Raw genomic sequence first — 11,475 nt, forward strand, 5'->3', positions numbered from 1 at the left:
GCCTACCTTCGGTTAGGATAATGGCTGAACTCTCGGAAATGACAGGGAATACAATGAGCGCCTTCGGTACGCTGTTCAGAGAAATGCGGCAGGGTAAGCGCCTGAGCCAGATGGATTTCGCGCTGGCGTGTGAGGTGTCGGCAAAGCACATCAGCTTTCTGGAAACCGGCCGCAGCCAGCCCAGCAAGGGCATGGTTCTGCATCTGGCGCAAATGCTGCAAACGGACCTGGCGGGCACCAACCGTCTGTTGTCGGCGGCGGGTTACAGCCAGGTCTACTCCGACCAGGATCTGAACGCGCCCTGCATGGCGATGATCAAGGAGGCGCTGGAGCACCTGTTGCAGGGGCACCTGCCGTACCCGGCGGTGGTGTTCGACCATGAGTATTATCTGGTGATGGCCAACCAGGCCATGCAGGCGCTGATGATGAAAATGGCGGCTCTGGGTGCCCAGTTTCCGGCCCGGCCAAACTTTCTGCTGTCGCTGCTGGACAGCAAGGGCATCAAACCCTTCGTGGGCGACTGGGAGAACATCGCCTGCCACATGCTGCAACGTGTCTACCATGAGCATCTTGCCGGCCCCTTCCGGGATCAGCCCAACCGCTTGCTTGAGCAGGCCCTGACGATGCCCGGTATCCCGCAACACTGGAAATCCCACGTGGTGGAACACCTGGACTACCCGGCGATTCCATTCACCCTGAACCTGGGGGACCAGCAGCTCAGAATCTTCTCCACCATCGCAACCATCGGCACGCCCCTGGACGTCACCGCCCAGAATTTGCGGATCGAGCATTTCTTTCCGATGGATGAGGCCAGTAAGGCGTATTGGAAAGATTGAGGGGGCATCTTTTTCTCCCCTGAAGTCGGCGCCGCTGCGGGCTATAATGGCGTACTTTTAATCGTCGCAGAGAACCTTATGCCAATCGAAAAGAATCAGGTGGTCTTGTTTCACTACAGCGTCCGTGATGAACAGGGCAACGCCGTTGAAAGCTCCCGTGGCGGCGAACCGAACGCCTACCTCCATGGCCACGGCGGCATCATCCAAGGCCTGGAAGAAGCCCTGGAAGGCCGCGACGCCGGCGATACCTTCAGCGTCACCGTCACGCAGGATAAAGCCTACGGTCCGCGCAGGCCCGACGCCATTCAGCGCGTGCCGATCAAGCATTTGATCGGTGCCAAACGCTGGAAAGCGGGCATGATCGCCCAAGTGCAAACCGAGCAGGGCGCGCGCCATGTGTTGGTCGCCAAAGTCGGCCACAAGTTTGCCGATGTCGACACCAATCATCCGATGGCCGGTAAAACCCTGACCTTCGATATCGAAATCATTGAAGTCCGCGCCGCCGATCCGGAAGAGATCGCCCACGGCCATGTGCATGGGCCGGGTGGGCATCATCACTAACTAAAGGCGCCAAGCGACTGGGGCCAGATTGATGTTCATTTGATCAATTTGGCCCCGCCCCAACATTCGCTATACCGTCAGATAACCGTTTGCAGATCCCGATTTCAATGCTCGAACCCTTTGGGCGCACTTTCATCGGATTGGTCAAATTACAATCGATCTGAAAATCATGTAGCCAGCCTCCCATAGCCCGCTATGCGGCCCCCTCATGCGCGGCACGATCAGCAACTGCGCGAGATTCAGAAAAAGAGGGCCGGCTCCACCCCGCACCGTTGGCCCAGGGCCGCCACGTGCTTGGGTGTCAGTTCAGTGTCAGGAGCCACCTTGCTGTTTCATGTATTTCACCAATGCCTGACAGCCCTTCTTGAAGGATCGCCCCAATATCGCCTTGCCTACCGGTCCGCTCAGCTTTAGGGGGAGCGCGGGTTCGTACGCTACGGTATAGGTGAAGCGGGTGATTGCCGGGCCGAGAGCCTCCAGGTGGTAATCTTCGACAAGCGTCTTCACAAACGGCAGGTTGGTGCCGGTGAAGTAGAATGAAAAGCGTTTGTTCTCCTCCCACTCAAAGAAATATTCGTCAACCTTGAGTGGGCCCAGGCGTACGGTTCGGGTGGTGCCAACGCCGAACGGCTTGGGGCTGGTCCAGGTGACCTTGTCGATCACGCCAAACCACTGGGGCCAGGAATGTTCATCCTTGAACACAGCAAACACCTGTTCAGGCGTGGCAGGCAAGTCGATGACATTAAGGAGCCTCTGATTAACTCCGAATCGCCTCTGCGCGATCTGAAGGCTGTAGATGCAAGACGCGGTTCGCAGCCAATGGCCGTCGCCCTTGGCAAGAGCCGCAACGCCGCAGGTGCAGCCTTCAGAGCGCGCCCTGCGGGGCGTTCAGAGCCATCCACACTCGGCGTTGCGCCTTTTTGCAAGGTCCAGACATTACTGCAAAGTCGCGCCTTGATTGTGAATGGCTCTGAATGCCAGAGGGGATCCGGAGTTAATCAGAGGCTCCTTAACTTCCTTTCGCGGTGCCTGCTCCAGATAATCCAGATCGGCGGGTGTGCAGTTTGGCATGATGGGTTACCCGTTCTGGTCAGCGGATTTTGTGTCGTCAGCAGTCTGGCGCTGGGAATCGTCCTGGGTGTTCTGCTCCGTCTTCTGCTTCTGGTCACCCAGGATCCGGGTCGCTGGGCAGATTTTGTAGGCTGGGCAACGGGTGCAGCTCACGGCGGCTGCTATTGGGCATAGGGTCATGGTTTCTCTCGGTCAGCTTTCGTTATTGGGTGTTTTTAGTTATCAAAAGCATGCGCGCGGCCATGTCCTCCGCAGCATCGGTCTCCAGATGGGGCCCGGTCATTCGGTCAGGGAGAAAACCGGGGCGTGATCCGCTGGCTTGGCGGCGCGCATCGCTTTGAGCCGATTATACGCTTCCAAAGCTGTTGGGCGATTGGCCCTGGCCCACGCCTAGGCCGATGTGGGGGTCAGGCATTATGGCGCGCGCGGGGCCAAACAACCGAGCCGCCTGGGGCCGCCCCTGTCGATTGCCCAGCGAGTGAATTTTCTTGAGGCTTGCAGGCGCCAGCATGGTTTTGGGGTCTCGCTGGTAACGCTGGATCTCGTAGGGCACGCCCAGCTCTTACAGTAACCAGAGAATACGCTGTGAGCGGGAATTGTTCAGGTGATGAACTGTAATCATGCAGAAATTCCGTTCGTTAGATTAAACCCGATCTGATCATGTCAAAGGTATCCAGAATGCGCGCCACATACTGGTCTTTCGGGCGGAAGCTGCTTTGGGGGCTGAGTGACACGTCCCGCTCCAGGTGGTCCAGCATCTTGTAGAGGCGCCGACGGTGCAAACCGATCGCCGCCTGCACCGGATCGGAAATGACGCCCGACAACGCCGCAAACGCCGCCAATGCGGCCATGACGGCAGCCATCACGCTGGCCGTTGTCGCCAGCGACGGCTCCGGTGGAAACCAGCTGTAGTACCAGCCGCCGATGGTTTCACCCAGGATGAAGTCCCTGGCGGCCAGGGTTTTTGCGAGCATGGACGCGAGCACCACCCCGAGCCCGATGCCACCCGGGGTAAACTTCTGGAATGCAAACGCGCCCAACACGGTACAGGAAATACTGTTGGTGATATCGGCAGACGCTGTCCGGGTTACCCGGTACTGATTGAGCGCGTCGGCGACCAGCGGTTCGATCAGCCTGCTAAACCGCTGGTGATTGACCGGCTCACAGGTATGGCGTGCATAGACAGCCTCCAGGGCCTCAACCAGATAGTCCTCCAGCAGGTGGCCCGACGGCCCCTTGTTCAGCAGCTCCATCTGGATCAGCTCCACTGGACTGGGGTCAGATTGATTTTTATTTGATCAGAGGCTCTTTAGAAACCGGGAAGGATTATTTTGCGCTCCAGCACTGAACAACCCGAGGCCCCTGCGTGTTCCCATCTCTGACCGTCAGTATCATTGCATTTATCATTGGCGCCGTGGTGATTGTCTCAGCCGGGAGCCGGTTGGCACGGGTCGCCGATGAACTGGCTGATCGAACGGGGCTGGGCGAGGCGCTGTTCGGCATTTTTTTACTGGCAGGCGTCACGTCCTTGCCTGACTTTGCTGCCACCCTGAGCGCGGCGCTGGATGCCAGGGCGGACCTCGCCATGAGCAACGTAATGGGGAGTATGGCGGCGAATCTGCTTTTTTTGGGCATCGCGGATATTATTTACCGCAAGGCCAACCTGGAGCATGCGGCGGCCTCTACCACCAACTTGATGCTGGCGGCCTTGCTGATCGTGTTACTGGCACTGCCATTGCTCGCGATCGCCAGTCCCCCAGTTGCCCTGTGGGGATTGCATCCGATTACGCCAGTGATTGTCGCAGCTTATCTGTTCGGGTTGCACCTGGTTCGCAGTACGGATACCAAACCGATGTGGTTTCCCCGGTACACCCGGCAGACTGTGCCGGACAAGCCAGACCCCCAAAATCAAGGTAGCCTGGCCAAGGCCTGGATCAGCTTCATCGCGCTGGCTGCTGTGACGGGTATGGCGGGCTGGGTACTGATGGAAGGCGCGAAGGTCATCAGTGACGAGACCGGGCTTTCTGACCCCCTGATTGGTGGCTTGTTCACCGCACTCGCTACCTCCTCCCCGGAATTGGTTACCACTATTGCCGCCATTCGTAGAGGAGCTCTCACCCTCGCGGTGAGCAATATCTTCGGGACTAACTGTTTTAACATGCTGGTGGTCGCCGCGGCTGATGCAGGCTACCCCGGCGGTTCCATCTACCATGGTATGGCGCCAATACAGATGACATGGGGCCTGATCAGCATCCTGATGTCTGCCATCCTTTTAATGGGAATGGTGCAGCGGCAACGCTATGGCATAGGTCGCATCGGGTTTGAGAGCGCATTGATATTGACGGTTTATGCGGTAGCGCTGGGCATCGTGGTCGCGAGCGGGTAGGGGAGGCGGCAATTCCGGGGTCAAGGTAATTCTGATGGCAGGACTTGAAGCTCAAGAAAGTATCTGACCCATTTCGCCCCATTTTCTTCTGTGCCCCCGTATACTGGGGTATTCATGGCCTTACCCCACAGATAAACCTACAGAACAGGAGCCCAATCATGGCGGAATCATCACTCAAGGACCAGCTTGGCAGTGCGGTTAAAACCGCCATGCGGGAGAAACAAAAAGACCGGCTGGTCACCCTGCGTACGGCCCAGGCGGCGATTAAACAGATTGAGATTGATGAGCGCCGGGAACTGGGTGACGAAGACGTTCTTAAGGTGCTGGACAAAATGCTCAAGCAGCGTCGGGATGCCGCCAGTCAATACGACGAGGCCGGTCGTGGCGAGTTGGCAGACAAGGAACGGGCGGAAATGGCGATTATCGAGGAGTTCATGCCCGTGGCCCTGACCGAGGACGAGCTGGACAGCCTGATCAGCACCGTCATCAGCGCTACCGGGGCCCAAGGGATGCCGGACATGGGGAAAGTGATGAACGAGTTGCGCCCTCAGGTAGTGGGGCGGGTTGATATGGGGCTGTTGAGCAAGAAGGTGCGGGCGGCGCTGGCGGGTTAACTTATTGATTGAACGTAAAAGGGGGCAGGCTGATATGGGGATAATTCATCCGACAAGCATGTAGCCTGCCTCCCATAGCCCGTTAACCGGCCCCCTCATGCGCGAGATTCAGAAAAAGAGGGCCGGCGCCACCCCGAATCGTTGGCCTAGAGCCTCTCTAATTCGAAGGTAAGCAGCGGATAGCATCACCATCACTCCTTGTTTCTGCGGTATTCGTCGGTTAGCCGGTCATACTCGCCATGGCTGCATATCTGTTTCACGTACATTCAGTTACCACGAAATTCAATAAAGGCGACCAAATAGCCCTGGAGCAGTCGCCAGGCAACCCTGGGTTAGCGCTATTTACTCAGACTTGCATGATTCAGGCAAAAAGTTGACGGTTTTTCAGCTATTTTGGCTCGCTACGAAGACTCTATGATGATGAGCGCCAAGCCAACCGACTCAGGAGAAACCAATGCGCAATTTAGTCATCAATTCAGCCTTAACCCTATCCGTATTGCTATCGGGTTCCGCCCTGGCCGACTCGTTACAGCTGTCGAGCACCGATATATCGGAAGGGAAGTTCATGGCGAGCACTCAGGAATTCCAGGGGTTTGGATGCAATGGCGGCAATCAGTCCCCGCAACTGTCCTGGACCGGGGCTCCTGAAGGCACCGAGGCATTTGCCATTCAGGCCTATGATCCGGACGCACCCACCGGCAGCGGCTGGTGGCATTGGCAAGTGGTCAATATTCCCAAGGATGTCACCACCTTGCCAGCGGGTGCCGGGGATCTGAGCAAAGCGCTGATTCCCGCCGATAGCATCAACGTCAAGAATGATTATGGCGTCGAAGGCTTTGGCGGCGCTTGCCCGCCCAAGGGCGATGGTGTGCACCGCTATCAATTTACCGTATACGCTCTCTCGCAGAAGCTGGAACTGCCAGACGATCCCTCTGGTGCCTTGACGGGGTATATGGTCCGTGCCCATTCACTGGCTTCCAGCACCATCGAGGCCCTGTATAAGCGAGACTGAATCAGAGGCTCCCTAACTCCCCGTTGATTTGACCACTAGTGTCCCGTCCCGGGCATTATGGCCGCGCAAGACAACTAAACAGCAGTGAGAATATGCAGGAAATAATAGAGCTCGCTAGAGAGACCCTGGATGAAAACGACCAGGTGCCATTCTCCGTGTATTCATCCTTCAGGGAACAGCGCATTTTAAATGTGCCTGTCATGAAGCCACTGCTGGTTTTTGTGCTAAGCGGCGTTAAAAGGCTGGGAAAAGGGCGTGAAGTATTGTGTCCTTCAGGAAGCTTCGTATTCCTGTCCAACAACCCCACCGTTGATATAAGGAACGTCCCCGACGACGAGGAGTATTTTGCCGTATTGATCGACTTTGATTACAACGACTTTGATCAGTTCAAGTTCAAACGGCGTAACTCGATGCGGTACTTCCAGGGCGAGATTGATTCAGTGCTGGCAAAAACATTGCACCAATATATTGAATGGTCGGGTTTCGCACCTCCTGAAGCCTGGCATTTCCGTAAAAAAGAACTTCTTCAGATTATGTACCAGTCAGGGTATGAAGAGGTCAGCGCTATCGCCGAGCCGCCAAGTCTCAGTCACCAGATACACGATATTGTCAGCGATAATATTTCAGGGAATTTGGGTGTTGATCGATTGGCCGAAACCCTGGCCGTGAGTGAGTCGACCCTGCGCCGGAGATTAAAGGCGGAGGGAACCAGTATTCAAGCCATTCGGGACCGGGTCAAATTGGGCCGTGGGCTTCACCTGGTGCAAACAACCATGGAGCCGATCGGGCACATTGCAGAGAGCTGCGGTTACTATTCCCAGTCGCAGTTTACTAACAGGTTCAAGCAATGGTTCGGCATCACCCCGACGGCACTCCGAAAGACACGAATTCATGATTCAGGGGGAAAGTGCCAAATATCGGGTCCTTGCACCCAATAAGGATCAGCGCCATGTTGTTGACCACCTCAATGGTGACGAGGTGGCTGAAAAGGCAGGAAGCTTTTAGTGAGGGGAATGGTCCGCCCCTGGCTAGAGTAAACCCGATCTGATCATGTCGAAGGTATCCAGAATCCGCGCCACATACTGGTCTTTCGGGCGAAAGCCGCCCTGGGTGTTGAGTGACACATCCTGCTCCAGGTGATCCAGCATCTTGTTGAGGCGCCGGCGATGCAAACCGACCGCCGCCTGAATCGGATCGGTAATGACGCCAGACAACGCCGCAACCGCCGCGAGTGCGGCCATGACCGCAACCATCACACCGGCCGTTGTCGCCAGTGACGGTGCCGGTGGAAACACGCTGTAGTACCAGCCGCCGATGGTTTCACCCAGGATGAAGTCCCTGGCGGCCAGGGTCTTTGCCAGCATGGACGCAAGCACCACCCCGAGACCGATGCCGCCCGGGGTAAATTTCTGGAAGGCAAACGCCCCCAGCACGGTGCAGGAAAGACTGTTGGTGATATCGGCCGACGCCGTCCGGGTTATCCGGTACTGATTGAGGGCGTCTGTAACCAGTGGTTCGATCAGCTTGCTAAATTGTCGGTGATCGACCGGCTCACAGGTATGGCGCGCATAGACGGCCTCCAGGGCTTCAACCAGATAGTCCTCCAGCAGATGACCCGACGGCCCCTTGTTCAGCAGCTCCACCTGGATCAGGTTCGAGATGTGCTGTTGCACCTGGGTGGTGAAACCGGCGGGCACACCATCGGCCAGACGGTGCAGCCACCTCAGGCCGGCTCGTTGGCGAACCAGAATTTTTACCAGACAGGCCAGGGCGTAAACCGGCGCCCAAAGCAGATTGATGGGTGCTCGCAACATGTCCCAGCCCAGCGCCATCCGGTTGGTGGCGATGGCTCCGGGGTAATGAAAATGGCGGTCAATGAACGCCGGCACTCGCGCCCGGCAGTCGGCAAAGTAGCGCTCAGTGCCTTGGCGGATGGCCTGGGCTATCTCGGCTTTGGAGATGGTTTGCTTGGGCAAGGTGGCAAAGGTCATGGCAACAGGCGTATCGACAAGTAACTATGTATATGAATGAGTGACTGGCACATTACAGCACAATTAAACCCACACAACAGGAGCTCGATCATGGCGGAATCATCACTCAAGGACCCGCTTGGCAATGCGGTTAAAACCGCCATGCGGGAGAAAGAAAAAGCCCGGCTAGTCACCCTGCGTATGGCCCAGGCGGCGATTAAACAGAATGAGATTGATGAGCGCCGGGAACTGGGCGACGAAGACGTTCTGAAGGTGCTGGACAATATGCTCAACCAGCGTCGTGGTGCCGCCAGCCAATACGATTAAGCCGGCCGGCGCGGCTAGCGTTCGTGTTCCTTGCAGATCAACAGCACATCTCGCTCTGACAAGGGTTGTTGCACCAACCCGCAATAGAATTGGCCATCGTCGTCGGTCCGGTTATGGCGGCAGCTTTGGCATTGACCAAACGGCTTCATGCCGTTGGCTTTCAGCAGCTGCGTCAGCAGCAATTGCAGGGATTGCTGGATTTGCTGTTGCTGATCGGCGCTCAAATTGCTGCAGGCTGCGTTGAACAGCGGGCCGGGAATGACACCGGCCAACAGGTCGCGACCTTGTTCGGTAACCTCCAGATGAACAACCCGTTTGTCGCCGGCATCGGGCACCTTTTCAATCAGCGCTTTCTTCTCCAGCACTTTCAGGGTCTGGGACACCGTGCCCTTGGTCTGGCCCAAATACTCGGTGACGGCCATCGGTGTGTTGGAGAACCGGTTGCACAGGGAGAGGTAGTGCAGCACTTCCAGTTGGATGGGCTGCAGACCAAATTCGTTCAATGACTGTCTGGCTCCTACCCGGAGCAGTTCCCCGAGGCGTTCAACCAGGTCGTAGATAGGCGTCGCATTCATGGGCAAATAGTATCGACTGAAAACAATGTTGACAACCCGGCAAAGGTGGCGGTAGTTTTTATAAGGTATCGACTCGATACATAAATAAACGAATGGAGGAAGACTTATGAATAGCGCCGTTTTCTATCACGCTGGATGCCCGGTCTGTGTCAATGCTGAACAACAACTTCTGTCAGCCCTGGATTCCCGTCAGTTTCAGGTGAGTGTGGTCCATCTGGGAGAGAACAAAGACCGGATTGCCGACGCCGAACAGGCGGGTGTGATATCGGTACCGGCCCTGGTACTCGACGGTCAGGTCTATCACATTAACTTCGGTGCGTCGTTGGATGACGTAAAAGGAGCGAGCGCATGAAGCCCCTTCCACTGGCGTTAATGGTCGCGTCTCTGGGCATCGCCCCGGTTAATGCAGGTAGCCATCACGAACATGGCATCCAGGCTGACGCGCAGGCTTCGGTTGAGCGTTCGTTTGACATTGTTCATGCCAGAATAACCACCGATGGTCGGGTAGCGACATTCCATATGGCGGTGTCCGGAGAGGCTGGGGTATCCCGGCCAACACCGTCCGGGCAGTTGGCGGGCAGCGATGTTTTTGCGTACGTCTGGCCAACTACATTGGACAGTTACGAGGTCGGATTCGAGCCCAATGCCGGTATCCTGGCGTTGGCGGTGACGTCACATCCCGACTTTGATGACACTCCATTGTTTGATGAAAATGGCGACGGCGACCTGGGTAACGATGGCAACCTCTGGCACAGCCACTGGGTGGTCTTGCAGCCCAACGAGCAATGCGGCGAGGGCGCCCTTGGGGTGGTGGACATTGCCGAGGGAACTGCGCCCAGATTGCCCCGGACCTGGCCCGGCCTTCCCATCCTGATTGACAGCCCAGGGTGGCAGCCCACCGTTGACGGGGACTCGGTGGAAGTGAAGGTGGCATTCGACGACATTGCCGATGTTGAGTCGGCCCGTTTCGATGGGGTGACGGCGGGACTCCGCGTCAATGCTAACGTTCATGCCCCCTTGTTGTGTGTCGTGGATGTCCGGGACATTGCATCCGGGGACCTCAGCTTGCCTGGAGAGGTGAATCTGTAAATTTAAGAGGCCAGGTCGATTTTAAAACCAATCAATCTGGCCCTTTTCTGCCCGTAATACAACGCAATGGGGCTCCTACTGGTGACGCCGGCGGACTCGAGGCAATCAAACAGGCTGGCCGGCTCCAAGCTCTCAAGCTGGATGCTGGAGCGACCGTAACTGCCTGTTCCTCAACTGGGTCACAACATTACTGAGGACACCAGCTTCTCTGTCAGCGCAGATGAGGACGATCAACTGTGGCTGACGGTGAAACAGGCTTTCTAGCGAACCAGAGCCCCTGACCCTCCAAACAACCCTCACGATGAGCCAACGGACTGGCTCTAAACTCTTCGGCACCCATGGCAATGGAAGTATAGCGGCGGGTGTATGTTCGTTCGCTGGACCGCTATGGCGGAATTCATAGCCGGTTACCATTCATTCCCGGGAAGGCAAACCTGCACGTCGTCTCCGAGTGCCAGTTCGCCGCCGTCAATAACCCGTGCCGTAATCCCGCCATGCCCGCGCATGGCATTGTAACCACCCGGACCAAGCGTGGTCTCCATCTTGCTGCAGGGGTGACAGCGGCCGGTATATTCCAGGACCACACCACCGATGCAGAATGTTTTGCCTTTCAGGGCCAGCAGGTTCAGGCCAGAGACGACAAGGTTGCGCCGGAAAACCTCCGGGCCGATGGCATCCCGATGCAGGCAGGCGGCAATGACCGGTAGGTGCTCCTGCTGAATCAGGGTGACCTGTCGTTTGCTGCTCTCGCGCCCCTTGAATCGGTCTCCTGCCAGACCATCGCCTGGAGTGACTGTGACGCGATCAAGCGCTTTCATGGCTTCACCACGGGCAGGGCGGATGCCAATCCATTCGACCCGGCCACGTTGGGGAAGGGTGTCCAGTAAGGTTTGAAGGGGCGTTGCCTCGGGCATGGGCGATCTCTTTTCTGTTATTGGTCTTTGATTACCTGCATTCTTGCTTACTCCTGCCAATCCCGGACCAGTTCCAGCAAATGTGGATGTAGTTACCTGACCCCTGAGTCCGATGAACAA

Annotated in this window: 13 protein-coding genes and 2 pseudogenes; 9 read left to right on the top strand and 6 right to left on the bottom strand. The window is 56.9% G+C overall.

Annotated elements, in window-relative coordinates; translation table 11 throughout:
* Nucleotides 1-53 precede the first annotated feature (53 nt).
* Both N6L25_RS02350 and N6L25_RS02355 read left to right on the top strand, forming a co-directional pair.
* Nucleotides 54-836: a helix-turn-helix domain-containing protein gene (locus tag N6L25_RS02350; protein WP_271977442.1), complete on the top strand. Its 783-nt coding sequence runs from the start codon at nt 54-56 to the stop codon at nt 834-836.
* Between the two features lie 78 nt (nt 837-914).
* Complete coding sequence (locus N6L25_RS02355; RefSeq protein ID WP_271977443.1) at nt 915-1,397, top strand: FKBP-type peptidyl-prolyl cis-trans isomerase; 483 nt, start codon at nt 915-917, stop codon at nt 1,395-1,397.
* A gap of 312 nt (nt 1,398-1,709) precedes the next feature.
* Here the strand turns inward: N6L25_RS02355 and N6L25_RS02360 are convergent, their stop codons facing one another.
* The 3 genes and pseudogenes from N6L25_RS02360 to N6L25_RS02370 form a co-directional block, all read right to left on the bottom strand.
* A complete protein-coding gene (locus N6L25_RS02360; RefSeq protein WP_271977444.1) occupies nt 1,710-2,129 on the bottom strand; it encodes an SRPBCC family protein in 420 nt (139 codons plus the stop codon).
* An 808-nt stretch (nt 2,130-2,937) separates the two neighbouring features.
* A pseudogene (locus N6L25_RS02365) lies at nt 2,938-3,090 on the bottom strand (glutathione S-transferase N-terminal domain-containing protein); the annotation flags it as partial.
* 16 nt (nt 3,091-3,106) lie between these two features.
* A complete protein-coding gene (locus N6L25_RS02370; protein WP_271977445.1) occupies nt 3,107-3,721 on the bottom strand; it encodes a DUF6635 family protein in 615 nt (204 codons plus the stop codon).
* 113 nt (nt 3,722-3,834) lie between these two features.
* Here N6L25_RS02370 and N6L25_RS02375 point away from each other — a divergent pair, with 113 nt between their 5' ends.
* From N6L25_RS02375 to N6L25_RS02390, 4 genes are all read left to right on the top strand, one after another.
* Nucleotides 3,835-4,854 carry a sodium:calcium antiporter gene (locus N6L25_RS02375; protein WP_271977446.1) on the top strand — a complete coding sequence of 340 codons (1,020 nt, stop codon included), beginning with the start codon at nt 3,835-3,837 and terminating at the stop codon, nt 4,852-4,854.
* Between the two features lie 158 nt (nt 4,855-5,012).
* Complete coding sequence (locus N6L25_RS02380; protein WP_271977447.1) at nt 5,013-5,468, top strand: GatB/YqeY domain-containing protein; 456 nt, start codon at nt 5,013-5,015, stop codon at nt 5,466-5,468.
* Between the two features lie 454 nt (nt 5,469-5,922).
* On the top strand, nt 5,923-6,480 hold the full coding sequence (locus N6L25_RS02385) for a YbhB/YbcL family Raf kinase inhibitor-like protein (RefSeq protein ID WP_271977448.1): 558 nt from the start codon (nt 5,923-5,925) through the stop codon (nt 6,478-6,480).
* A gap of 92 nt (nt 6,481-6,572) precedes the next feature.
* Nucleotides 6,573-7,418 (top strand): helix-turn-helix transcriptional regulator, encoded by an 846-nt coding sequence (locus N6L25_RS02390; RefSeq protein ID WP_271977449.1) that lies wholly within the window; start codon nt 6,573-6,575, stop codon nt 7,416-7,418.
* A gap of 90 nt (nt 7,419-7,508) precedes the next feature.
* Here the strand turns inward: N6L25_RS02390 and N6L25_RS02395 are convergent, their stop codons facing one another.
* Complete coding sequence (locus tag N6L25_RS02395; protein WP_271977450.1) at nt 7,509-8,471, bottom strand: DUF6635 family protein; 963 nt, start codon at nt 8,469-8,471, stop codon at nt 7,509-7,511.
* 90 nt (nt 8,472-8,561) lie between these two features.
* Between N6L25_RS02395 and N6L25_RS02400 the strand changes: the two are divergent.
* Nucleotides 8,562-8,774, top strand: a pseudogene (locus N6L25_RS02400) (GatB/YqeY domain-containing protein); the annotation flags it as partial.
* 17 nt (nt 8,775-8,791) lie between these two features.
* Here N6L25_RS02400 and N6L25_RS02405 read toward each other — a convergent pair.
* Nucleotides 8,792-9,352, bottom strand: coding sequence for a MarR family winged helix-turn-helix transcriptional regulator (locus tag N6L25_RS02405; RefSeq protein ID WP_271977452.1), 561 nt, complete (start codon nt 9,350-9,352; stop codon nt 8,792-8,794).
* Nucleotides 9,353-9,458: 106 nt separating this feature from the next.
* Here N6L25_RS02405 and N6L25_RS02410 point away from each other — a divergent pair, with 106 nt between their 5' ends.
* Nucleotides 9,459-9,704 (top strand): thioredoxin family protein, encoded by a 246-nt coding sequence (locus tag N6L25_RS02410; protein WP_271977454.1) that lies wholly within the window; start codon nt 9,459-9,461, stop codon nt 9,702-9,704.
* Nucleotides 9,701-10,441 carry a hypothetical protein gene (locus tag N6L25_RS02415; RefSeq protein ID WP_271977456.1) on the top strand — a complete coding sequence of 247 codons (741 nt, stop codon included), beginning with the start codon at nt 9,701-9,703 and terminating at the stop codon, nt 10,439-10,441. Before N6L25_RS02410 ends, N6L25_RS02415 begins: the two co-directional genes overlap by 4 nt.
* 407 nt (nt 10,442-10,848) lie before the next feature.
* Here the strand turns inward: N6L25_RS02415 and N6L25_RS02420 are convergent, their stop codons facing one another.
* The gene (locus N6L25_RS02420; protein ID WP_271977458.1) at nt 10,849-11,355 is read right to left on the bottom strand and encodes an MOSC domain-containing protein; all 507 of its coding nucleotides are present in this window, start codon (nt 11,353-11,355) and stop codon (nt 10,849-10,851) included.
* Nucleotides 11,356-11,475 lie beyond the last annotated feature (120 nt).

The organism is Marinobacter sp. SS21, from assembly GCF_028369065.1.
Classification (GTDB): Bacteria; Pseudomonadota; Gammaproteobacteria; order Pseudomonadales; family Oleiphilaceae; genus Marinobacter.

What these genes read in the sequence shown, in the direction of transcription:
- N6L25_RS02350 (WP_271977442.1), top strand. Translation starts at nt 54, where the DNA reads ATGAGCGCCTTCGGTACGCTGTTCAGAGAAATGCGGCAGGGTAAGCGC.
- N6L25_RS02355 (WP_271977443.1), top strand. Translation starts at nt 915, where the DNA reads ATGCCAATCGAAAAGAATCAGGTGGTCTTGTTTCACTACAGCGTCCGT.
- N6L25_RS02370 (WP_271977445.1), bottom strand. Translation starts at nt 3,721, where the DNA reads ATGGAGCTGCTGAACAAGGGGCCGTCGGGCCACCTGCTGGAGGACTAT.
- N6L25_RS02380 (WP_271977447.1), top strand. Translation starts at nt 5,013, where the DNA reads ATGGCGGAATCATCACTCAAGGACCAGCTTGGCAGTGCGGTTAAAACC.
- N6L25_RS02385 (WP_271977448.1), top strand. Translation starts at nt 5,923, where the DNA reads ATGCGCAATTTAGTCATCAATTCAGCCTTAACCCTATCCGTATTGCTA.
- N6L25_RS02390 (WP_271977449.1), top strand. Translation starts at nt 6,573, where the DNA reads ATGCAGGAAATAATAGAGCTCGCTAGAGAGACCCTGGATGAAAACGAC.
- N6L25_RS02395 (WP_271977450.1), bottom strand. Translation starts at nt 8,471, where the DNA reads ATGACCTTTGCCACCTTGCCCAAGCAAACCATCTCCAAAGCCGAGATA.
- N6L25_RS02405 (WP_271977452.1), bottom strand. Translation starts at nt 9,352, where the DNA reads ATGAATGCGACGCCTATCTACGACCTGGTTGAACGCCTCGGGGAACTG.
- N6L25_RS02410 (WP_271977454.1), top strand. Translation starts at nt 9,459, where the DNA reads ATGAATAGCGCCGTTTTCTATCACGCTGGATGCCCGGTCTGTGTCAAT.
- N6L25_RS02415 (WP_271977456.1), top strand. Translation starts at nt 9,701, where the DNA reads ATGAAGCCCCTTCCACTGGCGTTAATGGTCGCGTCTCTGGGCATCGCC.
- N6L25_RS02420 (WP_271977458.1), bottom strand. Translation starts at nt 11,355, where the DNA reads ATGCCCGAGGCAACGCCCCTTCAAACCTTACTGGACACCCTTCCCCAA.